We start from the raw sequence: 24,486 nt of genomic DNA, 5'->3' as shown, positions 1-24,486 counted from the left end.
CCGGCCATCAGATCGCCGAGCTGTGTCCTGCCTTGCTCAGGTCATAGGCATCGAAACTGCGGGCGATCATCCGGGTCAGCGGGCGCGCCTCTGGCGGAATGAACAGCGTGTTGCCCGCCACGCTCAGCAGATCGGGAAACGCGCGCTGTGCCTTGTCATACATCGCGGCGAGCTCCGCCGGGGTGGCACCAAACCTGCCGATGATGTCGTCGCCATCAATGCGGAAATCGCACATCAGGCTTTCGATCATGCGCGCCCGCATGGCATCCTGACCGGTGAACCGGTGCCCGCGCGATGTCGAGAACGAGCCCGCGCGGATCTTGCCGGTATGGGCGGATGTCGCCGGGGCGTTCTGGGCAAAGCCCTGCGGAAAACGCGAGATCGAGGACGCGCCGATGCCGATCAACACGTCCGACGTGTCGTCCGTGTAACCCTGGAAATTGCGCCGCAGCCGGCCGAGTTTCTGCGCGCGGGTCAGGCCGTCTTCCTTGGTGGCAAAGTGATCGATCCCGATTTCGCAATAGTGATCCCACAGGAACAGCTTGCGCGCGGTTTCAAACAGCGCCAGTCGCTCTTGTGGCGTGGGCAGGGCCTCGGACGGGATCAGCTGCTGGCGCTTGGCCATCCACGGCACATGGGCATAGCCATAGAGCGCCACGCGGTCCGGGTTGAGTGACAGGAGCTTCTGGACGCTCTCGGTCATCCGCGCCTGTGTCTGGTGCGGCAGGCCGAACAGGATGTCGGCATTCAGGCTGCGGATGCCCCTGTCGCGGATCATCTCGACCGCCTCGCGGGTGATGTCATAGCCCTGGATGCGCCCGATGGTCTGTTGGATGGTGTCGTCGAAATCCTGCACCCCGATCGAAGCCCGGTTCATCCCCGCCGCCGCCAGCGCGTCCAGCCGGGCGGCGTCGAGCTCGTTGGGGTCGATCTCGACCGAGAATTCGGCATTCGGCGCAAACCCGGCCAGCTCGCCGATCGCCCCGGACAGATCGGCAATCATCGACGGGTCCAACAAAGTTGGCGTGCCACCGCCCCAATGCAGCCGCGACAGCGTCACGCCACGCGGCAGGTACCGTTTCAGAAGCCGCAGTTCCGCCCTGAGTGTTTCAAGATAGGCCCGCACCGGAGACGTGCTTTGGGTGCCCTGCGTGCGGCAGGCGCAGAACCAGCAGAGACGCCGGCAAAACGGCACGTGTACATAGAGCGAGATCGCGCTGTTCTCGGGGATCTGTGAAATCCATGTCGTAACTGTTTCGGGGCCCACCCCGGTGCTGAAATGGGGGGCGGTCGGATAGCTGGTATAGCGCGGCACCTTGGCGTCAAAGAGTCCTAACGCGGCCAATTGTGATTTCGGTATCATGGGTATACGCTAATTCGGGTTTACCATCCTGATCCTTGACCCAGATCAACTGGGCGCAACGTTGACATCGCGAGACCGACATGTACGTGCCAAGCCACAAGATCGCTCCGCATTGCGCGGAATGCCCCATTCGCCACAAGGCCGTCTGTGCGCGCTGTGATGCGGACGAGCTCGAACAGCTGGACGACATCAAGTATTACCGCAGCTTCGAGGCCGGCCAGACCATCATCTGGTCCGGCGACAAGATGGATTTCGTCGGCTCGGTGGTATCCGGCGTGGCGACGCTGACCCAGACGATGGAAGACGGGCGCACGCAGATGGTCGGCCTGTTGCTGCCGTCGGATTTTGTCGGTCGTCCGGGCCGCGATGGCGCACCCTATGACGTGGTGGCGACCACCGATATCGTGATGTGTTGTTTCCGCAAACACCCGTTCGAAAAGATGATGAACGAAACCCCGCATATCGCCCATCGCCTGCTCGAGATGACGCTGGACGAACTGGATGCCGCGCGCGAATGGATGCTGGTTTTGGGGCGCAAGACAGCGCGGGAGAAAATCGCCAGCCTGTTGTGCATCGTCGGGCGTCGTGATGCGTCGCTGACACCGGGCAGCGCAAATGAGGCGATGGAGTTCGACCTGCCCCTGACGCGCGAGGCGATGGCGGATTACCTGGGCCTGACGCTGGAAACCGTCAGCCGGCAGATGTCGGCGCTGCGCAAGGACGGGGTCATTGAACTGCGGGGCAAGCGACACGTGATCGTGCCCGATCTGGGCCGGTTGATGGATGTTGCGGGCGACGACAGCGATGGCGGGTTCTACGGCTGATCATGGGCCTGCGAGCGCAGCCAGCCGGCGACGCGCCCCGCCGGGCTTGAGGGAGCGGCGGGACGCAGGCTCCACATCCGGAGCGACGAGCGCAGCGGCACCGTCATGTCAAACGGCGCGACCAGCTTGCCACTGGCCAGGTAGGGCGCGATCAGTGCCGTGTGTCCCATCAGGATACCCGCGCCGTTGACCGTTTCCTCGACCGCGAGGGAATAGAGCGAGAACAGCGGCCCGCGCGGCGTGAACCCCGCATCCGGCAGGGCGGTGTCGATCCATGTCCGCCAATCGTCGGGCCAGCCGGTATCGGTCAGACAGGGCAGGTCGGCCATATCCCCTGGCCGGGCCATGCGCGCAGCCATCGCCGGCGCGCAGACCGGCAACAACGCATCTTCGGCAACGGTTTCGCCTTCGCCACGGGAATGGAACAGGCACAGATCGTAGGGCACCCGTTTGAGGTTGGGCGGTTGCTCCAGCGCGGTGATGGAGATCTGGATTTCCGGCGCGGCCGCACGCAGGGCAGGGAGCCGTGGCGACAACCAGAATTGCGCTATCGCCGGGAGCGCCGCGATATGGACGACACCGGGGGCGGCATCGGCGCGCAGCCTTTGAACCGCGTCCCCCAGCCCGTCGAACGCCTCGGCAAAATGCGGCAGCGCCCGCTGTCCTAGCGGCGTGAGCCGCACGCCACGCGCCGAACGTGCAAACAGGGCGGCGCCCAGTTCGGTCTCGATGGCCTTGATATGCGCCGATATGGCCCCGGGGCTGACATGCAGTTCTTCGGCGGCGGCGGCAAACCCGCCAAGCCGGGCCGCGGCCTCAAAGGCGCGCAGGGCGGTCAGGGGAAGCGATTTGGGGCGCGGTGGAGCGACGGACATGCAATAGCCTTAGTTTTTCTAACCCTATTTTTCATGATTAGTGATTTGCGCGCAAGCCGCCGCGATGATTTGACGATGACAGAAGATCATAGGAGCTGCACATGACCTACCTCGCCCACCGCCCCTGGGTTCCGGCCCATTGCGAAACCCGTGTCCAGGATATCGCGCACAGCCTGTCGGGACAGGCCGCCGCCGATGTCACCGCGCGTATCGACGCCCTGGTGCGGCAGAACCGCGAGATTCACGATGCCGAGTGCTTTAATCTCAACCCGGCGACCAACGTGATGAACCCGCGCGCCGAGGCTGTGCTGGCCGCTGGGCTGGGCAGCCGTCCGTCGCTTGGCTATCCCGGTGACAAATACGAGATGGGGCTTGAGGCGATCGAGGAGATCGAAGTCATCGCCGCCGAGCTTGCCGCGCGGGTGTTTGACGCCGCATATGCCGAGATCCGGGTCGCCTCGGGGGCGCAGTCGAACCTGTATGCCTTCATGGCCCTGACCGCGCCGGGCGATGCGATTATCGCTCCGCCCGCATCGGTGGGGGGGCATGTCACCCATCATGGCGATGGCTGTGCCGGGCTGTATGGCCTGACCACCCATCCGGCACCGGTGAATGCGGATGGGTATTCCGTCGATCTGGACGCTCTGCGCGACCTGGCGCTGCGGGTACGGCCAAAGCTGATCACCATCGGCGGTAGCCTCAACCTTTTGCCGCATCCGGTGCGCGAGATCCGGGCCATCGCGGACGAGGTGGGGGCCAAGGTCCTGTTCGACGCGGCGCATCAATGCGGGATCATCGCGGGCGGTGTCTGGGCCAACCCGATCAAGGAGGGGGCGCACCTGATGACCATGAGCACCTACAAGAGCCTTGGTGGTCCGGCGGGCGGGTTGATCGTGACCGATGATGCCGAGATCGCCGAGCGGCTCGACAAGATCGCCTTTCCCGGCATGACCGCCAACTTCGATGCGGCGAAATCGGCGGCGCTGGCGTTGACCATGCTGGACTGGATCGATTTCGGGGCCGATTACGCGCAGGCGATGCTGGACCTGGCCGGGTCCCTGGCAGAGGAACTGGCGGGTCTGGGCCTGCCGGTGTTCCAGACCGGCACCGGGGCCACGCGGTCGCATCAATTCGCACTCGAGGCCGCGCGGTTCGGCGGCGGGCAGGCCGCGTCGAAAACCCTGCGCCGGGCCGGGTTCCTGGCCTGTGGCATCGGCTTGCCGATTGCCGGGGTCGAGGGCGACATGAACGGGCTGCGGATCGGTACGCCGGAACTGGTGCGCCGGGGCGTCACAACCGCCGATGCCGGGCAGCTGGCGCGGCTGATCGCTGACGGATTGCGAGGCGATGATCCCGCTGAGGTGGCCGCGCGCACGCGCGAGATGCGCGCCGGGTTCCAGGGCATGCACTTTGTCCATGGCTGACCGCGCCACGGGTTGCGGGCGGGGGCGCATGGTGCGAACCTGCCTGCACGCAACAGGGTGAGGATAGACAGATGGAATTTGGCAGCGTTCTCGCGATGATCCTGATCGGGGCGATTGCCGGCTGGATTGCTGGCAAGCTGATGAAAGGGCGCGGATTCGGCGTGATCGGCAATATCATCGTCGGCGTGGTCGGCGCCTTTGTCGCCGGGATGATCTTTCCGGCGCTCGGGTTCGCCGTTGGCGGCGGCGTGATTGCCTCGATCTTTCATGCCACGATCGGCGCGGTCATCCTGCTGTTTCTCATCGGCCTGATCCGCAAGGCGTAACCGGCCCCGTGCCCCGGCGGTTCTTCGGGCCCGGCAGGGCGCGTCAATGGGCCATGAACACCGGCAACCTGGCCTGTTCCAGCATATTGCGCGTGGCCCCGCCCAGGATCGCCTCGCGGAACCGGGAATGGCCATAGGCCCCCATCACCACCATGTCGGCGCTGGTGTCGACCGCGTGCCGGTTCAGCGCGTCGGACACCCGGTTCATCGTCTTGCTGAGCACGTCGATTTCGCAGGTGACACCGTGCCGTGCCAGCATCTGCGCCAGCAATCCGCCCGGATCCGAGCGTTCCGGCCCATGGCTCGGCGGATCGATCACCACGATCCGCACCAGTTCGGCCGCGGCCAGGAAAGGCAGCGCACGGCGGATCGCGCGCATCGCTTCGACACTCTGGTTCCATGCCACCATGATGTTGCGCGGCGCGGCAACCGGTTCACCCTGATCGGGCACGATCAGAACCGGCGCATGTCCCTCGAACAGCGCGGCCTCGATGATCGGTTCAGCTTCGGTTCCGTGGTTGTCGCCATAGGGCCGCGGCAGCACCACGAGGTCTGAAAACCGCGCCCTGTGGGCCACGTGACGCCCGATATCGGCCAGCTGCGCCACCCCGTCATCGGCTGACCAGCGCGCCCCCGACTTGCCGAGAATATCGCTGGCATGGGCCAGAACCTCGGCGGCTTCGGCATTTGCGCGGGTCAGGGTTTCCTGCAGGATCATGGCATTGGCCCCGGCATAATAATAGCCGGTCTGGCTGCGGTCGACGCCCAGGCACAATGCCTCGACATGCGCGTCCTGTGCGCCGGCCAATGCGATGATCTGCCGGAGCGCCGGATCGGCGTCAGACAGGCTGGTCAGAACGGTGAGCAGGGATTTGAAAGCCATCTGGTCCTCGCGGAATTTGATGTCGCCGGCCGGGTTTGCAACCGGGATCGTATGGCGTGGACGCTGTCACAGAAGCGCGTCGTTTGTATTGATGCAGATCAATGCGGTTCCGGTTGCGGTTCTGCATCAAATGCCCAGCCAAACCCATGTCCGCGCGGCGACCGAATCGTGCGGGCACGACCAAAGGGACGAAACATGTCGAATTACATCAAGCTTGTCGTGCTTGGTCTGATCACGTTGATATCGATGATCGCGATCAACTACGCACGCGATACGGCCTATATGGTCCACGGCGTCATCGTGATGCTCGTGGCCGGCGGGCTGTTCCTGTACACTGTGCGCCGCACCGATGAACCCGAACCCGCCGCCGCGCCACAGACAGAGTATTTCGATTCGGTCGTGCGCGCGGGGGTCATTGCCACCGCCTTCTGGGGCGTTGTCGGTTTTCTCGTCGGGGTCGTCATCGCGTTTCAGCTGGCCTTTCCACAGCTCAACCTCGACTGGGCGCAGGGGTTCACCAATTTCGGCCGGCTGCGCCCGCTGCATACATCGGCGGTGATCTTTGCCTTTGGCGGCAACGCGCTGATCGCGACGTCGTTCTACGTGGTCCAGCGCACCTGCGCGGCGCGACTCTGGGGCGGCAATCTCGCGTGGTTCGTGTTCTGGGGCTATCAGCTGTTTATCGTGCTGGCGGCGACCGGCTATCTGCTGGGCTCGACCCAGTCCAAGGAATATGCCGAACCGGAATGGCATGTCGACCTGTGGCTGACCGTGGTCTGGCTGGCCTATCTGGCGATTTTCCTTGGAACGCTCGTCAAGCGCAAAGAGCCGCATATCTACGTGGCCAACTGGTTCTACCTGTCTTTTATCGTGACGGTTGCCATGCTGCATGTGGTCAACAACCTGTCGATCCCGGTGTCGATCTGGGGCTCCAAATCGGTGCAGGTCTTCTCGGGCGTACAGGATGCCATGACGCAATGGTGGTACGGGCACAATGCGGTTGGCTTTTTCCTGACCGCCGGGTTCCTCGGGATGATGTATTATTTCATTCCGAAACAGGCCGAGCGCCCGGTCTATTCCTACAAGCTGTCGATCATTCACTTCTGGGCGCTGATCTTTCTGTATATCTGGGCCGGTCCGCATCACCTGCATTACACGGCGCTGCCCGACTGGGCGACGACGCTGGGCATGGTGTTTTCGATCGTGCTCTGGATGCCGTCCTGGGGGGGCATGATCAACGGGCTGATGACGCTGTCGGGGGCGTGGGACAAGCTGCGCACCGATCCGGTGATCCGCATGATGGTGATTTCGGTCGGCTTTTACGGCATGTCCACCTTCGAAGGGCCGATGATGTCGATCCGTGCGGTGAACGCCCTGTCGCATTATACCGACTGGACCATCGGGCACGTGCACTCCGGTGCATTGGGCTGGAACGGCATGATCACCTTTGGCGCGCTGTATTACCTGGTGCCCGTGTTGTGGAAGCGTGAACGCCTCTATTCTCTGTCGCTTGTCAGCTGGCATTTCTGGCTCGCGACCATCGGAATCGTGCTCTACGCGGCGTCCATGTGGGTGACCGGTATCATGGAGGGCCTGATGTGGCGCGAAGTGGATGCCAACGGTTTCCTCGTGAACTCGTTCGCCGACACCGTGGCCGCCAAATTCCCGATGTACGTGGTGCGCGGGCTGGGCGGGGTCATGTTCCTCGGTGGTGCTCTCATCATGTGTTACAACCTTTGGATGACTGTGCGGTCTGCCCCGGCCAAGGAAGCCGTTGCTGCCACAGCCATTCCGGCCGAATAAGGAGGCCAGGACCATGGCAATTCTCGACAAGCACAAAATCCTGGAAACCAACGCGACGCTGCTGCTGATCTTCAGCTTTCTGGTCGTGACCATCGGGGGCATCGTCCAGATCGTACCGTTGTTCTACCTTGAGAACACGATCGAAGAGGTGGAAGGCATGCGGCCCTATTCGCCGCTCGAACTGACCGGGCGCGATGTTTATATCCGCGAGGGCTGTTACGTCTGTCACAGCCAGATGATCCGGGCCATGCGCGACGAGGTCGAACGGTATGGGCATTACAGCCTTGCCGCCGAGTCGATGTATGACCATCCGTTCCAATGGGGGTCCAAGCGCACCGGGCCGGACCTGGCGCGGGTTGGCGGGCGTTATTCCGACGAATGGCACGTGGATCACCTGCGCGATCCGCAATCGGTCGTGCCCGAGTCGGTGATGCCGAAATACGGCTTTCTCGAACGCAACCTGATCGAACCCGACCATATCGACGACCTGATCAGGACGCATCGCATGGTGGGTGTGCCCTATTCCGACGAGATGCTTGACAACGCGGCGGCGGATTTCCGGGCACAGGCCGATCCGGACAGCGACTACGACGCCATGCTCGAACGGTATCCAGGCGCGCAGGTACGCAATTTCGATGGCCAGCCGGGCATATCCGAGGCGGATGCGCTGATCGCTTACCTGCAAATGCTGGGGACGCTGGTCGATTTCTCGACCTTCACGCCCGACGCGAACCGCTAGGAGGGGCCGATGGAACTCTATACTCTGCTGCGCCAGATCGCCGATAGCTGGATGCTCTTGTTTCTGTTCGTCTTTTTTGTCGGGATCGTCCTGTGGGTGTTCCGGCCGGGCAGCACGAAAACCTACGAGGACACCTCCAACATCCCGTTCCGGCACGAGAACAAACCCGCCACATCCGAGGAGGCGCGGAAATGAGCAAGAAATCGCAGAAGTTCGAAGGCGATCCGAATACCACGGGCCACAGCTGGGACGGGATCGAGGAATTCGACAACCCGATGCCCCGCTGGTGGCTGTGGTCGCTATATGCCTGCATCATCTGGGGTATCGCCTATACGATCGCCTATCCGGCCTGGCCGATGATCAACAGTGCGACCGCCGGCATTCTCGGCTGGTCGTCACGCGGGGCGGTGACCGAAGAGATCGCGGCGGTCGACGAGGGCAACGCCGCGATCAACACCCGGCTGGTCGAAGTGCCGCTGGATGCGATCCCGGCCAATGCGGACCTCGATACCTATGCAGTCTCTGCCGGCGGGGCGGTGTTCCGCACCTGGTGCGCGCAATGTCACGGGTCCGGGGCGGCCGGTGCCAAGGGCTATCCCAACCTGCTGGATGACGATTGGCTGTGGGGCGGCGACATCGAGGCGATCTATACCACCATCGCCCATGGCATCCGCAACGAGGATGACGAAGATGCCCGCTATTCCGAGATGCCCGCCTTTGGCCGTGACGAGATCCTGGAACCCGAACAGCTCGACCAGGTTGTGAACTATGTGATGTCGCTGTCGGGGACACCGCGGGATGCGGGCAAACTCGCGGCGGGCGCCGAGGTTTTCGCCGATAATTGCGCCGCCTGTCACGGCGATGACGGGACCGGGGATCGCGAACAGGGCGCGCCGAACCTGGCCGATGCCATCTGGCTCTATGGCGGCGATTACGACTCGTTGCTCGATACGGTGACCTATAGCCGGTATGGCGTGATGCCCGCGTGGAACACCCGCCTGACCGAGGCGCAAATCCGCGCGGTGGCGGTGTATGTTCACCAGCTGGGCGGCGGCGAATAGTTCTTCAAGAAACACTCCCGGGCGGCGCTGGCCGTCCGGGAGCGTGGTGCCGGCCTTTCGATCTGTTCGCGCGTTTCCTGAAAGGCCGGCAGCCTCATTGCCGAGCGCCCGTATCGGAGTGGTGGATCAGCCCAGCTGATACCCCGAGGTCGAGCGGGAAATCTTGATTTCCTCTTCTGACATGTCTTCCGGGATGTCCTCGTACATCGGGGTCGAGAGATAGCGTTCGCCGGTATCGGGCAGCATGCAAAGGATGTTTGCGCCCGGCGCGGCCTGTTCCGCGATGTCCATGGCGACGGCAAATGTCGCGCCGCCCGAGATACCGGTCAGGATACCCTCCTGGCTGGCGAGCTTGCGGGCCCATTCGATGCCCCTGGGGCCGGGCACCGGGCGCAGGTCGTCATAGTTTCCGTTGTCGATGGATTCCTGCAGGACCGCCGGGATGAAATCCGGGGTCCAGCCCTGGATCGGGTGCGGTTCAAAGGCCGGATGGCCCGAGGTCGGCGCGCCGGTGGCATCGCGTTCGGTGGGGATGCCGCTGCCGATCAGCGCCGCGTTGGCCGGCTCGGACAGGATGATCCTGGTATCGGGGCGCTTGTCGCGCAGCACCCGCGCGACACCGGTCAGCGTGCCGCCCGTGCCATAACCGGTCACGAAATAGTCGAGCGCCGCGCCGTCAAAATCCCCAAGGATTTCCTGCGCCGTGGTTGCGGCGTGGATTTCCGCGTTGGCCTTGGTCTCGAACTGATGTGCAAGGAACCAGCCATGCGCTTCGGCGAGTTCGACCGCCTTGCGGTACATGCCAAACCCCTTTTCGGCGCGCGGCGTCAGCACGACCTTGGCCCCCAGCATCCGCATCAGCCTCCGGCGTTCGACCGAAAAGCTGTCGGCCATGGTGACAACGAGGGGATAGCCCTTTTGCGCGCAAACCATGGCAAGGCCGATCCCGGTATTGCCGCTTGTCGCTTCGACCACGGTCTGGCCGGGTTTCAGCGTTCCGTCGCGTTCCGCCGCTTCGATGATGTTCACCGCAAGCCGATCCTTGACCGATCCGGCGGGGTTGAAGGCCTCGAACTTGACAAAGAGATTGACCCCCTCGGGGCCAAGGTTGTTGACGCGGATTGTCGGGGTGTTGCCGATCGTATCGAGAATACTGTCATATCTGCGGCCGTTTCCCTGGGTGGTACGGAGCTTGTTCGCGGTCATCGATTTCCCCTCGTCTAATTGGTCAGGCCGGCAATTCGCGCTTTGTCGGCGGCCGGATACCGGCAACCGTAACATCATCGCGCGGCGCTTGTCTTGCGATTCAGCGGCGGACAAGCCGGGGTCAGTACCTGAGAACCCGCCCGCCTGCGCCGACCACGAATTTCCGGACATCGGCAAATCCCGGCGGGTTGCGCTCGGCCAGGACCTGGAACGGGCGCTGCGGCAGGATAATCGCGCGTTCGGTGCGCGTGGCACCGGTTTCCGCTCCGCGCCCGGAAAAGGGATCAAGTGCAAAGACCTGGCGCTCGACCTTTGAAAACCAACCGGCGCGTTCCTGGATCACGTGTTCGCTCTGCAAGTCCTCGGCGGTCCAGACAAGCGCCCAATCCTGACCCTCGGGGGCCGCCGCATTGGCCAGCACCTCGGGCAGGGGGCCGGATTGCCGGGTATAGGCGCTGGAATACATCGGACCCAAGTGGAACCGGCGCAGCCGCTTGGGGTGCAGATCGGCAAAATCCCCGTCAAACCCCTGCGCGATGGTCAGCAGTTTCAGCCCGCCAAGGCTCTGGGCGATCAGATGCGCCTGCACGCCGGGCCAGCGCCGCTGGTCCTTGGGCAGCGCGGTACGCCCGGTATCCTCGACCTCCATCAGGTAGACCACGGGCAGATTGACCTGGCTGTCATAGACGGCCCAGTGCAACAGGAACCGCCGCCGGTCGGCGCTGATGTCACCAAGCCAGACGCAGTCGGGATCATTCTGTGCCCAGAACAGCTCTCCCCGAAGCAATTCCTGGTAATAGAGCCGCTGGGACAGCGCGAATTGCAGCTTGGTCGGGATCTGGCGTTGGCTGACAATCACCCGCACCATCTCGTCCTTGAGCGCGGTTTCGGAGGGCAGGTTGGCCAGGTGCTTGTCTGCCTGCTGCGCATCATTGGCCATTGTCATCAATTCGGTCGCGACGGGAAAGCCGCTTTCGTGTTCGTCAATGGTGAGCGAGCCAAAGAACCGCCCGGTGTCGCGCCCGACCAGCAGGTATTTCATCGACAGTGCCCGAAAGGTGAAGGTCAGCGCCATCACATAGCGCGTCAGCAGCCGCAATTCGGTCTTGCCCAGCGTGCCCTCGGTCTCCATCGTCGCGGCCACGCGGGTCAGATGCCCGGTAATTGCCTCGAACTTGCGGAAATAGCGGCGGCTGGCAAACAGGTCCGTCAGCCCGACATGATCATGATCCGGCGCGTCGATCACCGCCCGTCAGCCCCCGTACAGGTTCTTGTCATGCTTCTCGACAATCGCCGCGAACCGCCGGGCAAAGCGTTCGTCGGCCTTGGCCTTTTTCTCGAGCACGTCGCGGGCGAACACCATGTGGTCTTCATGCGCTTCCAGCATATCGGCCATTTTCTGGTTGGTCGCGGTGCCGATGGCGGCCATGGCGGTTTGCGCTTCCTGGTCGGTCTTGACGCCAATCTCGTTGATCCGGTGCGCCACGTCCTGCTGTTGCGCGGTCTTCAGCGATTTGGTCAGCGCATCATAGAGCACAACGCGCTGCGCCGTGTCGGTTTGCAGCTTGTTGATCAGGACCATCTGCGTCGCCGCCTGGTTCTGCAGGCTGTCGACCCAGGATTTGCCTTTTTCGATATAACGTTCAAGGGTCTGCGATTTGGCCAGCTTGACCTGTTCGTCCTGCACCAGCGTATTGTATTTCGCGTTGAGCTCGGCCAGTTCGGTTTCAAGCTTGGTGCGCGCGGCCGCGTCCTGCTCGACGCTGATCCTGTTTTCCAGCTCGATGATCCTGGGGTCCATGCCCAGAATCTCGGCACGCACGGATTCCAGCGCGCCGACGGTGCTTTCGCGCTCGTCCAGCGTGCTGGCAAGGTTGGTTTCCACCTTATCTTTCTGGTCGTTCAAGACCGCCAACTGCCCCTCCAGCAGCTTGACGATCACGTCCGACTTGCCGATCAGGTCCTGCAACTTGTCGTCGATATTGGCCATCCGCATGCGTTCCTGCCGCATCGATTCCGACTTCGCGCTGCTGAAGATGCCGACAAAGCTCTCCCACCCGGTTTTCGAACGCATTTCGTCGAAATCCTTGGAGAACGCGCTGGTCACGTCGTCAAGCCCCATGATCAGTTCCGCGATATTGGCGGTCATCACGTCGGTATGGGCATGCACATCGTCCAGCGTGGCGTTTTCGATGTCGATGCTGGCATCCTCGCCGGCCTCGATCTTGGCGCGGGCGGCCTCGATCCTGCTGGTCATGGCCTTGATCTCGGATTGTCCCTTTGCCACCTGGGCCTGGGACTCGCGCACCATGTCCTCGAAATCAGCCATCACCGTCTCTCCGTTTGATATCCCGTCGCGTGTATATAGGGTATGTTACGGCGATTTACATTGGCCGCACTACACAATTGGGGAAAGTCTTGCAAATCATTGACGGAAAGAAAAGCGGCCTGTGCCGGGGCCGCCCTTTATTCGGTCACTGGGTCTTGAGGTATTCGATGATCGCCAGCCGTTGGTCCGGGGTCAGGCCATCCTTGGGGTATTCATGGCCCATGTTGCCGTTCCCGCGCAGCGCCGTGTCGAACCGGAACAGGCCCGCGGCCTCGTCGCTGACAAAGCCCAGCCGCTCGCGGTCGATCTCGCGCCCACCGGTCCAGAACACGGCGCGGCGTTCCGATACCGGCGAGAGCAGTTCGTAAACTGTCGGAACCGAGCCGTTATGCAGGTAGGGCCCGGTGGCCCAGACCCCGGCAAGCGTCGGGGCCTTGAGCTCGGCCAGGGTTTCCTTGCCCGGACCATAGGGGACGGGTTTGCCATCGTCGCCCTTGGAGAACCGGAAGCCATGCAGCGCGGCCTGCTGGTCCTGACCGATCCCCTGATCCGCCATGGCCTTGCCAACCACCCTGGACACGGTGGACAGAAAGAACCGCGCCGCCGGGACAACCGGGTGATCCCCAAGGCCGGGAGCGGTCACGTCATTGGTGCGCACGAGCCGGAACAGCAGCGATTCGATATAGGCCGGATCGGTGCCGACGGCGCGGTAATTCACCCGGCCGATTTCGATGAAATCCTTGCCAAAGAAGTTCCTGGCGGGGTCGGTGCGCCGATAGGGGGGCATATTGTGGCAGCCCGCGCAATTCTTGTCGAACAGCTCCTTGCCCTCGGTGGCCTTGTCGCTGTCGATCTGGCCCATCAACTCCGGATCCCACGCCGGCGGCGCAAGATCGGTCAGCCAGGCTTCCATCGCCGCAAGCTCGTCGAGCAGGATGGTCGAGCCATAGGGATCACCCGCCGCCGCGTTCAGGTTTGCATGGCCAAACACGCCCAGCACCTCGCCGCTGTTGCGGCCGATGGGGCTGGCGGCGATGGGGCTCCACTGCACGAATTCCAGGTGCGGCGCCAACCACAAGGCCGGATAGCTTGTCGGGGCTTCGACCGGGAACAGGTTGGCGGTGACGTTCTGATCCCGGACCGCGAGGGAATTGACGATCTGGGTCAGCGCGTCCACCCGTCCGTACCCCGATTGCAGCGCCGGGCGGCGCAGGGCGGCTTCGGCGGTGAAGTCGACCTGGAAGGCGGCAAAACCTGACTTGAGCCGGGCGGCGGTCTCGGGGGTCAGCGTGTCGCCCAGGACGGCACCGGCAAACCGCTCGAACCGTTCTTCGTCGACCAGCGTCAGCTGAACCGCGCGGGCGAGATCCTGAAAGAAACTGTCAAAATCAAAATGCGCCGGTGCCCCGTCGATCCGGACCGACCGCCCTTGTACGGTGACAGACGATGTATGACAGGCGGCGCAGGTCAACCCGACCGCCGGCCCCACACCCGGTGCGCCCGGAGCGGGATCGATGGCAAAGCCCACGGGATAGCCATCGGGGTTCAGCTCATGCTCGCCCACCGCCGCGATCAGCCCGTATCTGGCAAGGTTGGCCGGGTCGCTGAAACGTCCATCGCCGGTGGCGGTTTCCAGGGCGCGAAACCACGCGTTGGGCATCATGCGAGAGCCCTGCGGCGTGAAATAGAATTGTTGGCGCAGTTCTTCGGACCACCCCTGGTCCAGATAGACCGGCTCGTCGGTCATCGCCGGGTCGCAGGCGACCAACCCGATGGCAAGCAGTCCCGCCGCCAGCGTGCCCATTTGCAAGTTCCTGTGGGAAAACAACATGTTTCAAACCTCGAAATCTGATCTCGCCGGCGGCAAACCCAATCCGGCCAAAGGACGCGAGAGGCAGGCCGGTGCAAAATGGCACCTGACCGTTCGATGGCCTCGGACGAGGCACATTATATCAGATTTCAGGAAAACGGAAAGCGTGATGCAACCGTTGATTGTATCGTTATCCCCATGGCCATGTCCCAAGGCCCCTGCATCCCGGACGGCGGGGAGGTCCAGGACCCGCCCGCCGCGACCTTGGTCGTCAGCCGACCACGTTGAAATCCGGCCCATAGGGATAGCCGGTGATATTCTCGTTGCCCGTGTCGGTAATGACGAGGATGTCATGTTCGCGATAGCCGCCGGCACCGGGCTGGCCGTTTGGAATGGTCAGCATCGGTTCCATCGAGATCACCATGCCCGGTTCCAGGATGGTGTCGATGTCTTCGCGCAGTTCCAGCCCCGCTTCGCGCCCGTAATAATGGCTCAGAACCCCGAACGAGTGCCCATAGCCGAACGTGCGGTATTGCAGCATGTCGCGCTCTTCGAGAAAGGCATTGATCTTTTGGGTGATCTCGGAACAGCGCGCGCCCGGCTGCAACAGCGACATGCCGTATTCATGCGCCGCGATATTTGCCTGCCAGAAGGCCAGGCTGGCGGCGTCGACCTCTTGTACGAACAGGGTCCGTTCCAGCGCGGTGTAATAGCCCGAGATCATCGGGAAGGCGTTGAGGCTCAGAATGTCGCCGCGTTCCAGAACCCGCCCCGTTACCGGATTATGCGCGCCGTCGGTGTTCAGCCCCGACTGGAACCACACCCAGGTGTCCCGGTATTCGGCATCGGGGAACCGCCTGGCGATCTCGGCCTCCATGGCATCGCGCCCCGCCATTGCCACGTCGATTTCGCGGACGCCCGCACGGATGGCATCGCGGATCGCATGGCCGCCCAGATCGGCAACCTGTGCCCCCTGGCGGATCAGCGCGATCTCGGCCGCGCTCTTGTGCATGCGTTGCCGCATCGTGGTTTCAAACAGATCAACCATGGTAAGCGGTTGCAGGAAATCCTCGAGCTTGTCGCGCTGCATCAGGGTCAGGTGGTCGCCTTCATAGCCGATCACCTTGCCGGTACCCGTGACCGAGGCCACCGCCCGCCAGAAATTGTCGCGCTGCCAGTCGGTATAGGTGACATTGTCGCAAAAGCTGCGCCGCCAGGGCTGCCCGGCATCGATGCCCGCGCTGACGGTCACACAGTCTTCCTCGGTTACCACCAGCCCATAGGGCCGCCCGAAGGCGCAATAGAGGAAGCCCGAATAATAGGCGATATTGTGCATCGAGGTAAAGACTGCCGCCGCCGCCCCGGTGGCCTCCATCCGTTCGCGCAACTCGGCAATCCGGGCCTGGTATTCCTCGGTGTCAAAGGGGAGAGCGGCCTTGTCGCCGTTGTGAAATCGATAGGTTTCCGGACGTGTGGTCATGATTGACCCTCCTTTGCAGAAAGGTCCCGGCGTTCAGGACGATGCAAGCGATTCTACCGGGCGACGCCATCGACCGGAATACGGCATAGGTTGCCAATATCGGTCCGGCTGACAAGTCTTTTGTCGCTGGCGCGCGACATTGGCAGGGCGGTGACCCGCAAGCCCGGGACATGACCGTTTTGATTCAATTCCTGCGGACATCACGCGGCTTGGATTCAGCGAACCTTAAACCGGTGGCGCTCAACTGGTCCGACCGGGAAACCCCGCTCAGGCGTTTCTCCAAACAATGGCCGGGACATCGGCGAAACCCGGATGTGGTACGAGTAGGTTCGGTATGGCGACAACATTCAATGTGATCTCCCTCGGGAGGACGGCAGACCTCGACACGGTCGAAGGCAACAACAATGCCGAGGGGGCGAGCGATCTTGTCGGGCTGACCTTTGGCTCGGAAGATGCACCGCTGCTAGAGCAGATCCAGACCCTGTCGCCGGGCAGCAACAGTTATCGCAGTGGTGATGATCGTGTCTATGACATGGCCAACACCACCTCAGAAACCTTTCGCATAGATGACGGCCCGGATCAGGAATTTGACGGTGTCGCGGCCTATTGGGCGACGATTACCTATGCCGATGGCTCGACCGCCAATATCAGCGCGGTGATCTTTCAGGACACTGACGGCAACAGCTATCTGGCGCCGGAATTCACCGCCAATGACGATCAACGCGCGCTTCAGGCCAAGCCGATCCAATCGTTGACCCTTGACAGGGTGGCGGTCGACTCGGACGTGAGCGGTTTTGTAGCGGACCGTCAGACCGGCAATTTCGCGGTGTGTTTCGCGCAGGGAACGCAAATTGCCACGCCGATGGGCTGCAGACCGGTCGAAAGCCTGGCGGCCGGCGATATGGTGTCCTGTGTTGACGGGGGTCAGCGGGCCATTCGCTGGATCGGTTCGCGCCGTGTCGCCGCGACCGGGGCCATGCGCCCGGTCCGGATCGCGGCGGGTGCGTTGGGGGCCGGGTTGCCCGCGCGCGACCTTGTCGTGTCACAGCAGCACCGCGTGCTGTCCTGCTCGCCCGTTGCCGCGCGCATGTTCGGGGTAAGCCAGGTTCTGATCGCGGCCAAAAAGCTGGTCGGGCTGCCGGGAATCGCGCTCGCCGAGGACCTGGAGCAGATCGCCTACTGGCATTTTCTATGCGACCGGCACGAGGTTGTTATGGCCAATGGAGCACCCGCCGAAGCGTTGTTCGCCGGGGATCAGGCCTGTATCGCCCTGGGGCCACATGCGGTTGCCGAGATCAGGTCGCAATGCCCCGATCTGGCGTGGCGTTTCGAAGGCGATGTGCCAAGCCGCCCCCTGCCGCCCCCCGGCAGGCAGAGGGCCTTTGCCAGACGCCTGATGAAAAACGCCAAACCGGTCATCGAAGACAGGGGCGCGCCTCGGCTGGTGGCACTGGCAATGGCGCGCGCAAGCCGGGATCACGGCGCGGTGAGCATATCAACCAGGTCCGAGTCGGCATCCTGCAACAGGTCGATCACATCGAAATGGTGCCTGCCCGGCGCGATCACATGGGGAATGTCCCATGCCTCGGCCAGCCAGCGCGCCTGATCCAGAAATGCGGGGCGCTCGTCTGCACCGACCCAGATCGCGACCCGGGCATCATGTCGGTTCTGCATCAGAATGGGGCTCTCGGCGGTGGCATCAGCCATTGTCATCCGGAAATCGGCGTTCATCGAGGTCCGCCGCAGCGGGCGCAGGTCGGACAGGGGCGAAATCGGCAGGATGGTCCGAAAGCGCGCCGCTACCTCCGCCGGGATCAGCGCCCGGTCCAACATGCGTGCGCTCAGGTGCCCGCCGGCGGAATGACCGGCGATCGAGAGCGGCCCGGTGCTGTGGCGGGCAACATATTGAACCGCCTGCGCGATCTGGCGCGTGATGGTCGCAATCGGCACTGCCGGGCACAGATCGTAGGACGGCATCGCAACCGCCCAGCCCCTTGCAAGCAGGCCGCGGGCCAGATGTGACCACGAGCTGCGGTCGAATTTCAGCCAATAGCCGCCATGAACGAAGATCGCCGTGCCCATTGGCGGCGTTTCGGGGTGAAACAGGTCCAGCACCTGTCGCGCAGCGGGGCCATAGGGCAGGGCAATCTCGGCGCGCGCGCCAAGCGCCGCGCGAAACCCGCTTGCGGCGCTTGCCCAGCGGGGCGGATAGGCGGCCGCATCGTCGATATACGCCCCGTTTGCGTAGGCATCGTCAAGTTCCATCCGGTTTCCCCGTAATGTGGTCTGGACAAAGCTTGCCTCACCTGATTTGCGTGCGCGAGTAATTTTTCTTGCGGGAGGGCACTTCAATGCTTGACACGACAACCGACCTCAAATCCCTACTGAATGACCCCGAACTGCTGGTGACCAAGGCCTATATCGGCGGCGCCTGGGTCGATGGTGACAATGGCACCTTTGCCGTCACCAACCCCGCGCGTGGCGACGTGATCGCCGAGGTTGCCGACCTGAGCCGCGAGCAGGTCGCGGACGCGATTGCCCAGGCCGAAGCGGCCCAGAAGGAATGGGCGGCGATGACCGGCAAGGAACGTGCGGGTATCCTGCGCAAATGGTTCGACCTGATGATGGAGAACGCCCAGGACCTGGGTCGCATCCTGACAGCCGAGCAAGGCAAGCCGCTGGCCGAGGCGGTCGGCGAAATCGGCTATGGCGCGTCGTTCATCGAGTTCTTTGGCGAAGAGGCCAAGCGGATCTACGGCGAAACCATCCCCGGCCATCAGCGCGACAAGCGCATCATGGTGATGAAACAGCCGATCGGCGTTGCGGCCTCGATCACGCCCTGGAACTTTCCCAACGCAATGATCACCCGCAAGGCGGCCCCGGCGCTGGCGGCCGGGTGTTCCTTTGTGGCCCGTCCCGCCAAGGAAACACCGCTTTCGGCGCTGGTCATGGGGGTGCTGGCCGAGCGGGCAGGTATCCCCGCGGGCGTGTTCAACGTGGTCACCTCGTCGTCGGCAAGCGCCATCGGCAAGGAGTTCTGCGAGAACCCGGCGATCCGCAAACTGACCTTTACCGGCAGCACCGAGGTCGGGCGCATCCTGCTCAAGCAGGCGGCGGACCAGGTGATGAAATGCTCGATGGAACTGGGCGGCAACGCGCCGTTCATCGTCTTTGACGATGCCGATCTCGATGCCGCCGTCGAAGGCGCGATGATGTGCAAGTTCCGCAACAATGGCCAGACCTGCGTTTGCGCCAACCGGATTTATGTCCAGTCCGGGGTCTATGACGCCTTTGCCGCCAAGCTGAAGGTCGCGGTGGAGAATCTCAAGGTCGGCGACGGTCTTGCCGAAGGTGTGACCACCGGCCCGCTGATCAACAGCGAAGCGGTGGACAAGGTGCTCGAGCATCTCGGCGATGTCACGTCCAAGGGGGGCGCGGTGCTGACCGGCGGCAAGGCGCATGAACTGGGCGGCACGTTCTTTGAACCCACCGTGGTCACAGGCGTGACGCAGGACATGGCCGTTGCCAAGGAAGAAACCTTTGGCCCGCTGGCTCCGCTGTTCAAGTTCGATGACGTGGACGAGGTGATCGACATGGCCAATGACACGATCTTTGGCCTTGCCGCGTATTTCTATGCCAAGGACCTGAGCCGCGTCTACAAGGTCGCCGAGGCGCTGGAATATGGTATCGTCGGCGTCAATACCGGTATCATCTCGACCGAGGTCGCACCCTTTGGCGGCGTCAAACAGTCGGGCCTGGGCCGCGAAGGCAGCCATCACGGCATCGAGGATTACCTCGAAATGAAATATGTCTGCCTGTCGGTCTGAAGCTGGCCTGGCATGAGATTGGTCGGGGCGCCCATTGCGGCGCCCCGATGCGTTTTGCGGAAAAAAAGTGGCTTTTTTGGCTTTGCCGCCAAGGATTGACCGCCCGCGCACGTCACAGTCTATGTGATGCGCATGGATGTAAGTGACGAAGACCTGGCCATTTCGGCCGCGCGGGGGGACCGGGCGGCGTTTTCCGCGTTGCTCGACCGCTGCTATGACCGGATGTTTCACCTTGCCTTTCGGCTGACCGGATCGCGTGCCGAGGCCGAAGATCTGACCCAGGATATCTGCGCCGCGCTGCCGGCCAAGATCGCCCGTTTCGACGCAAGGGCGCGGTTCACCACCTGGTTGTACCGGGTCGTCGTGAATGCGGCCCATGACCGCCGGCGCAAACAGGCCACGCATCTGCGCGCCGCTGATGGGTGGGGCATCTGGGAGCTCGCCCGCCGCGAGGCTGATGCGGAAACGGCGCAGCGGGTGGATTGGCTGACCGATGCGATGGGCAGCCTTGCCGATGATTTGCGCGATACGCTGGCGCTGGTTCTGGATGACATGACCCATGCGCAGGCGGCGGAAATCCTTGGCGTGTCGGAGGGGACGATCAGCTGGCGCATGTCGGAAGTGAAACGGAAACTGCGGGCGCGGCGGGCAGAGGAGGAGCAGGCATGAGCGATGATCTTGACGATCTCGGAGCCGCGATGCGCGCGGCAACACCCGAACCTGATGCCGCAACCAAGGCGGCGCATCTGGCTCTGGCACGGAAAAATTTCGAGGCGCTCCAAGGATCGCGGCCTGCCGCGCGTCCCATGTCCGATGGTTCGAAAGCGAGCCTTTGGACAGGAGTAAAGATCATGCTGAATACACTGACCTCTCGTGCGGGGTTGACCGCAACCACCGCGATTGTCGCCGTTGCCTTTGTGGCGCTGAGCCCGATGCGGGATAGCCTGGCCCCCGGCGATGTCCCGCGTTTCGATCCCTCCCCCGCGATTGCGTCGCAGGATGCCCAGGAGGCCGCGAGCGACAGCGTGCAGATCGTACAGGAGCCGCCTGCCGGGATCGCAGAGGAATTCATGGCGGAGGCCACATCCCCGGTGCGCCGGATGTCCAAGTCGCTCGCCGCGCCCGCCGGATCGGCGGAAATGGGACAGGCCATCGCACTTATGCCACCGCCCGATTTGATCTCGCCGCCCGACGCCACGACCGAAGCCTTTGCGAATGCCGACAGCAACCCGCTGCGGATCACCGCGGAACATCCGGTTTCGACGTTTTCGATCGATGTGGATACCGCATCCTATTCGGTGGTGCGCAATTCCCTGATGCAGGGGCGTTTGCCGCTGGCGGACATGGTCAGGATCGAGGAACTGGTGAACTATTTCCCGTACAATTATCCCGCGCCGGTTGGTGAAGCGCCGTTTCAACCGACGGTCTCGGTGGGCGCGACCCCCTGGAACCCGGATACGCGGCTGGTTCATATCGGCATCCAAGGGGCGTTGCCCGATATTGCAGAGCGCCCGCCGCTGAACCTCGTGTTCCTGATCGACACTTCGGGGTCGATGAACCAGCCGAACAAGCTGCCGCTGCTCAAGCAATCCTTTGCGCTGATGCTTGGACAGTTGCAGGCGCAGGATCAGGTTGCCATCGTCACCTATGCGGGCAGCGCGGGGCAGGTCCTGGAGCCGACCCCGGCCTCGGAGCGGCAGACCATCATGGCGGCGTTGAACCGGCTGGATGCCGGGGGCAGCACCGCCGGGCAGGCCGGGCTGCAACAGGCCTATGCCGCCGCCGCCGCGATGGCGCAGGAGGGCGAGGTCAGCCGGGTAATCCTGGCCACGGACGGGGATTTCAATGTCGGCCTGTCCGACCCGTCGGCGTTGCAGGATTTCATCGCGGACAAGCGACAGGGTGGCACCTATCTCAGCGTTCTGGGGTTCGGTCGCGGCAATCTGGACGATGCGACGATGCAGGCGCTGGCGCAGAACGGGAACGGGCAGGCGGCTTATATCGACACGCTGGCCGAGGCGCAGAAGGTGCTTGTTGATCAACTGACCGGCGCGCTGTTCCCGATTGCCGATGACGTCAAGATACAGGTCGAGTTCAACCCTGCGACAGTCGCCGAATACCGGTTGATCGGATATGAAACCCGTGCCCTGCGGCGCGAGGACTTCAACAATGACAAGGTGGATGCCGGCGATATCGGGGCGGGTCATGCGGTGACCGCACTTTATGAGATTACCCCTGTCGGCTCGCCCGCGCGGTTGAGCGAGCCCCTGCGATATGGGGCAACCGAGACCGGTTCCACGAGCGATGAACTGGGTTTTCTGTGGTTGCGCTACAAGGCACCGGGCAGCGGGGCCAGCCAGCTGATCGAAACGGCAATCACCGCCGATATGGCCGCGCAACCGGACACTGCATTTGCGACGGCAATCGCCGGGTTCGGACAGCTGCTGCGTGGCGGCCGTTACCTCGGGAGCTGGGGCTATGACGAGGCTATCGAACTGGCCTCCTCCGGCAAGGGGGCGGACCCCTATGGCTACCGCAGCGAAGCGGTCCAGCTCATGCGGCTTGCCCAGAGCCTCGCGGCGCAGTGAACACCGGCCCCGATCCGGATGCTTACGTAGGGTCGGGGCTGCTTTTTGCGCGGTTCCAGTTAGGCTGGTTTCCAGCCGCAGCCAGCCTTGAGGCACCCGATGCCCGAACCCCTACGCGTTATCCCCGATTTCCCGGCCTATATCGAGGGCCAGACCGATCATGAATACATGGCCGCCGCCTGGGCCCAGGGGCCGTGGGCGCGCAGCCGCCTGGGGATCGTTTCAGGGTTCTCGCTCGCCAACATGGAGATCATCAACGACGATCGCTGGACCCGCCAGCTGGAATTGGAGGGCATGTTCATTTCGGGGGTGCGCGATGGTCCGATGTTCGAGTTCCAGCGCAACGCCCTGCTGTTTTCCAACGGCCAGACCCATCGCAACAGGCGGGGGCCGCTGGTGCGCAGCTTTGCCAACAAGGTGATCGCGCAATTGCGGCCCGATATTGCACGCCGCGTTGCCCGCCTGATCGCGCCCTGGCGCGGGGCGGGGGCGGTCGATTTCATCGAGGCGATTGCCGGTCCCTATCCGGCGCAGGTCATCGCGGCGCTGATCGGGGCTTCGGAGGCCGATACCGGCGCATTCGCGCGCCACGTTTATTCCGCCATTCGCGGGCTGTCGCATTGCCCGGACGAGATCCGCGCCGAGTCGGACAAGGACATGGCCGCGCTCGACAGCTATGTTGCCGGGCTGATCGCGCAACGCCGGGCCAGACCCGAGGCGGATTTCCTGAGCAGCTATCTTGCGCGGGTCGCGGACGGGCCTCTGGGCGAAGACGAGATACGCGCACAGCTTGCGGCGCTGGTGCTGGCCGGGTCCGACACGACGCGTGCCGCGTTGGCCTCGACGGTGTCGCAACTGCTCTCGCATCCCGAGCAATGGGCGATGCTGGTGCAAGACCCCGAGCGTTGGGCGGCGTCCGCGGTTCTGGAGGGGCTGCGCTATGATCCGGTGATCGGCTCCTTGCCCCGGATCACGCTAGAGGCGCGCGAGCTTGACGGCTTTCTCATCCCGAAAGGCAGCTTTGTGGCGGTGTCGATGCTGACCGCGCTGCGCGATCCCGAAGTTTACGCGGACCCGGACCGGTTCGACATGACCCGCCAGGATCATCCGCGTTTGCACCCGGTTTTTGGCGGCGGGCCGCATCGCTGTCTTGGCGAAGCGCTCGCCCGGATCGAGCTGGAAGAGGCGGTCAAGGCGTTGGTGCGGCTGGTGCCGGATATGCGGCTGGACGGGCCACCCGTCACCCTGCGCGGTTACGGGGCCGTACGTAACCTTGGCGAAATGCGGGTAAGGCTCTGACATAAAAGAATAACCCCGCACCTGTCTGACCGGGTGCGGGGCGTATCGTCAATCCGAGGTAGGTCAGAAGGACGATCAGTTCACAGCTTTGGCGTCAACCACGTCGGTTGCCACCGGTTGGTTGTTGACGCTGGTGATCTCGATACGGCGCGGTTTCAGCGCCTCGGGAATTTCGCGGGCCAGGTCGATATGCAACATGCCGTCCGCGTGGCTGGCACCGGTGACGCGCACATGCTCGGCCAGGTGGAAGCGGCGCTCAAACGCGCGGGTGGCAATGCCGCGATGCAGATAGGTGCGATCGGCGTCATCCTCGGCCTTGCGGGCCGCCACGACAAGGGCGTTTTCCTTGACATCGACGCTCAGGTCACTGTCCGAAAAGCCGGCAACCGCGATCGAGATCCGATAGGAATCGGCGGCGGTCTTTTCGATGTTGTAGGGGGGATAGCTGGACTGGCCGACATCGTTTGTCATCACGCGATCCATCAGATCGGCGATCTGGTCAAAGCCCACGGTGGCGCGGTGCAGCGGTGCAAAATCAAAGTTACGCATGGTGTCATCCTCATTCATCGAGCGATTTCCGAAGGCCCTCCATCATGGACGGACCCGAGTGCAAACCGGAACCCGATATGGCGTTCCGATGACAAGGATG

General features: G+C 63.3%; 21 protein-coding genes and 1 pseudogene. 12 read left to right on the top strand and 10 right to left on the bottom strand.

What is annotated here, in order from left to right:
- Positions 1-7: 7 nt before the first annotated feature.
- Complete coding sequence (gene hemN / locus ACP15R_RS06210; RefSeq protein ID WP_424985526.1) at positions 8-1,363, bottom strand: oxygen-independent coproporphyrinogen III oxidase; 1,356 nt, start codon at positions 1,361-1,363, stop codon at positions 8-10.
- A gap of 80 nt (positions 1,364-1,443) precedes the next feature.
- On the opposite strand from hemN, the gene fnrL reads away from it, so the two are divergent.
- The gene (gene fnrL / locus ACP15R_RS06205; RefSeq protein WP_424985525.1) at positions 1,444-2,187 is read left to right on the top strand and encodes a transcriptional regulator FnrL; all 744 of its coding nucleotides are present in this window, start codon (positions 1,444-1,446) and stop codon (positions 2,185-2,187) included.
- On the opposite strand, the gene ACP15R_RS06200 is transcribed toward fnrL, so the two are convergent.
- Positions 2,178-3,062: a LysR family transcriptional regulator gene (locus ACP15R_RS06200; protein WP_424985524.1), complete on the bottom strand. Its 885-nt coding sequence runs from the start codon at positions 3,060-3,062 to the stop codon at positions 2,178-2,180. The genes fnrL and ACP15R_RS06200 overlap by 10 nt on opposite strands.
- 101 nt (positions 3,063-3,163) lie before the next feature.
- Here ACP15R_RS06200 and glyA point away from each other — a divergent pair, with 101 nt between their 5' ends.
- Both glyA and ACP15R_RS06190 read left to right on the top strand, forming a co-directional pair.
- A complete protein-coding gene (gene glyA / locus ACP15R_RS06195) occupies positions 3,164-4,486 on the top strand; it encodes a serine hydroxymethyltransferase (RefSeq protein ID WP_424985523.1) in 1,323 nt (440 codons plus the stop codon).
- A gap of 71 nt (positions 4,487-4,557) precedes the next feature.
- A complete protein-coding gene (locus ACP15R_RS06190) occupies positions 4,558-4,812 on the top strand; it encodes a GlsB/YeaQ/YmgE family stress response membrane protein (RefSeq protein WP_424985522.1) in 255 nt (84 codons plus the stop codon).
- A 43-nt stretch (positions 4,813-4,855) separates the two neighbouring features.
- On the opposite strand, the gene ACP15R_RS06185 is transcribed toward ACP15R_RS06190, so the two are convergent.
- On the bottom strand, positions 4,856-5,695 hold the full coding sequence (locus tag ACP15R_RS06185; RefSeq protein ID WP_424985521.1) for a universal stress protein: 840 nt from the start codon (positions 5,693-5,695) through the stop codon (positions 4,856-4,858).
- Positions 5,696-5,998: 303 nt separating this feature from the next.
- On the opposite strand from ACP15R_RS06185, the gene ccoN reads away from it, so the two are divergent.
- From ccoN to ccoP, 4 genes are read left to right on the top strand one after another with little or no spacing between them, the layout of a single operon-like run.
- Positions 5,999-7,498, top strand: coding sequence for a cytochrome-c oxidase, cbb3-type subunit I (ccoN, locus tag ACP15R_RS06180; protein ID WP_424985800.1), 1,500 nt, complete (start codon positions 5,999-6,001; stop codon positions 7,496-7,498).
- A gap of 13 nt (positions 7,499-7,511) precedes the next feature.
- Positions 7,512-8,237: a cytochrome-c oxidase, cbb3-type subunit II gene (ccoO, locus tag ACP15R_RS06175; protein WP_424985520.1), complete on the top strand. Its 726-nt coding sequence runs from the start codon at positions 7,512-7,514 to the stop codon at positions 8,235-8,237.
- Positions 8,238-8,246: 9 nt separating this feature from the next.
- Positions 8,247-8,432, top strand: a complete 186-nt coding sequence (locus tag ACP15R_RS06170) for a cbb3-type cytochrome oxidase subunit 3 (RefSeq protein ID WP_424985519.1) — start codon at positions 8,247-8,249, stop codon at positions 8,430-8,432.
- Entirely contained in the window at positions 8,429-9,298 is an 870-nt protein-coding gene (ccoP, locus tag ACP15R_RS06165; protein WP_424985518.1) for a cytochrome-c oxidase, cbb3-type subunit III, read from the top strand. Before ACP15R_RS06170 ends, ccoP begins: the two co-directional genes overlap by 4 nt.
- 126 nt (positions 9,299-9,424) lie before the next feature.
- Here ccoP and ACP15R_RS06160 read toward each other — a convergent pair whose 3' ends face one another.
- The 5 genes from ACP15R_RS06160 to ACP15R_RS06140 all read right to left on the bottom strand — a co-directional run bounded on the left by ACP15R_RS06160 (position 9,425) and on the right by ACP15R_RS06140 (position 16,123).
- Positions 9,425-10,504, bottom strand: coding sequence for a PLP-dependent cysteine synthase family protein (locus ACP15R_RS06160; protein WP_424985517.1), 1,080 nt, complete (start codon positions 10,502-10,504; stop codon positions 9,425-9,427).
- Positions 10,505-10,625: 121 nt separating this feature from the next.
- Complete coding sequence (locus ACP15R_RS06155) at positions 10,626-11,750, bottom strand: hypothetical protein (RefSeq protein WP_424985516.1); 1,125 nt, start codon at positions 11,748-11,750, stop codon at positions 10,626-10,628.
- A gap of 6 nt (positions 11,751-11,756) precedes the next feature.
- Positions 11,757-12,833 carry a hypothetical protein gene (locus ACP15R_RS06150; RefSeq protein WP_424985515.1) on the bottom strand — a complete coding sequence of 359 codons (1,077 nt, stop codon included), beginning with the start codon at positions 12,831-12,833 and terminating at the stop codon, positions 11,757-11,759.
- 145 nt (positions 12,834-12,978) lie between these two features.
- Complete coding sequence (locus tag ACP15R_RS06145; protein WP_424985514.1) at positions 12,979-14,637, bottom strand: di-heme-cytochrome C peroxidase; 1,659 nt, start codon at positions 14,635-14,637, stop codon at positions 12,979-12,981.
- A 277-nt stretch (positions 14,638-14,914) separates the two neighbouring features.
- On the bottom strand, positions 14,915-16,123 hold the full coding sequence (locus ACP15R_RS06140) for an aminopeptidase P family protein (RefSeq protein WP_424985513.1): 1,209 nt from the start codon (positions 16,121-16,123) through the stop codon (positions 14,915-14,917).
- Between the two features lie 286 nt (positions 16,124-16,409).
- On the opposite strand from ACP15R_RS06140, the pseudogene ACP15R_RS06135 reads away from it, so the two are divergent.
- Positions 16,410-17,363: pseudogene (locus ACP15R_RS06135) on the top strand (Hint domain-containing protein); the annotation flags it as partial.
- A gap of 236 nt (positions 17,364-17,599) precedes the next feature.
- Here the strand turns inward: ACP15R_RS06135 and ACP15R_RS06130 are convergent.
- Positions 17,600-18,388: an alpha/beta hydrolase gene (locus ACP15R_RS06130; RefSeq protein WP_424985512.1), complete on the bottom strand. Its 789-nt coding sequence runs from the start codon at positions 18,386-18,388 to the stop codon at positions 17,600-17,602.
- 86 nt (positions 18,389-18,474) lie between these two features.
- Here ACP15R_RS06130 and ACP15R_RS06125 point away from each other — a divergent pair, with 86 nt between their 5' ends.
- The 4 genes from ACP15R_RS06125 (at position 18,475) to ACP15R_RS06110 (ending at position 23,837) form a co-directional block, all read left to right on the top strand.
- Positions 18,475-19,950 carry an NAD-dependent succinate-semialdehyde dehydrogenase gene (locus tag ACP15R_RS06125; protein ID WP_424985511.1) on the top strand — a complete coding sequence of 492 codons (1,476 nt, stop codon included), beginning with the start codon at positions 18,475-18,477 and terminating at the stop codon, positions 19,948-19,950.
- Between the two features lie 132 nt (positions 19,951-20,082).
- Positions 20,083-20,619, top strand: coding sequence for an RNA polymerase sigma factor (locus ACP15R_RS06120; protein WP_424985510.1), 537 nt, complete (start codon positions 20,083-20,085; stop codon positions 20,617-20,619).
- Positions 20,616-22,538, top strand: a complete 1,923-nt coding sequence (locus ACP15R_RS06115) for a vWA domain-containing protein (RefSeq protein WP_424985509.1) — start codon at positions 20,616-20,618, stop codon at positions 22,536-22,538. The genes ACP15R_RS06120 and ACP15R_RS06115 overlap by 4 nt, the downstream gene beginning before the upstream one ends.
- Before the next feature lie 99 nt (positions 22,539-22,637).
- Positions 22,638-23,837: a cytochrome P450 gene (locus tag ACP15R_RS06110; protein WP_424985508.1), complete on the top strand. Its 1,200-nt coding sequence runs from the start codon at positions 22,638-22,640 to the stop codon at positions 23,835-23,837.
- Positions 23,838-23,912: 75 nt separating this feature from the next.
- On the opposite strand, the gene ACP15R_RS06105 is transcribed toward ACP15R_RS06110, so the two are convergent.
- A complete protein-coding gene (locus ACP15R_RS06105; RefSeq protein ID WP_424985507.1) occupies positions 23,913-24,386 on the bottom strand; it encodes an Hsp20 family protein in 474 nt (157 codons plus the stop codon).
- Between the last annotated feature and the right edge of the window lie 100 nt (positions 24,387-24,486).

It is taken from the genome of Microbulbifer sp. S227A (assembly GCF_049800935.1).
This window is presented reverse-complemented; position numbering and strand designations above follow the sequence as displayed.